This is a genomic window from Protofrankia sp. CiP1_Cm_nod3, assembly GCF_982290655.1.
This window is the reverse complement of record NZ_CEVIVD010000059.1, coordinates 10,033-10,571: the sequence shown is the minus strand read 5'-3', so window position 1 is coordinate 10,571 and position 539 is coordinate 10,033. Positions and strand designations below refer to the sequence as shown.

The 539-nt window shown below is 74.6% G+C and carries 1 protein-coding gene; it reads left to right on the top strand.

Annotated features, from left to right (window positions below; translation table 11 throughout):
• Positions 1 to 308: 308 nt before the first annotated feature.
• On the top strand, positions 309 to 539 hold a 231-nt coding region (locus tag AC5LUJ_RS13280; protein WP_493465016.1), incomplete at its 3' end, for a hypothetical protein.

Here is a 539-nt window from a genome sequence, read left to right as displayed (position 1 = left end):
TGGTCACGGACTCGGCCCTGGCCGCGGATTCGGCCCTGATCACGGATTCGGCCCTGGCCGCGGAGCCGACTCCGCCTTCGGAACCGGCCCTGCGCTCGAATGCGGCCCTACTCCCGGATCCGGGGCCGGATCCACTCTCGGCGTCGGCTCCGGTGGAGCCGGAGCGGGAACCGTCGGCTGCCGGGCTGCCCGCCCGTCCGGCCCCTCCCGCGACGGCCCGCGAGCGCCGGCCGCTGACAGCGCGGGAAAGACGGGACCGGGCTGTCAGCGCGCATCCAGCCGGTGGACACGCTGTCACCGGCCATCCGGTGCTCGCCGAGTTCGACGCGCTGGTCACCGAGACCAACGCGATGATCTCAGCCGTGCTGGCACGATGGACAGCCACCGCGTCCGCCGCTGGCGCTGCCGCGTCCGCTGTCAGGAGCGGCGCGTCCGGTGCCAGTGCGCGGGTGGCGGCCGTCGTCCAGAAGCCATCCGCCGGCCTGGTCGCCGGCGCCCGTACCGGGCATGGCGGACATCCGTCTGTGCCGTCTGTGCCG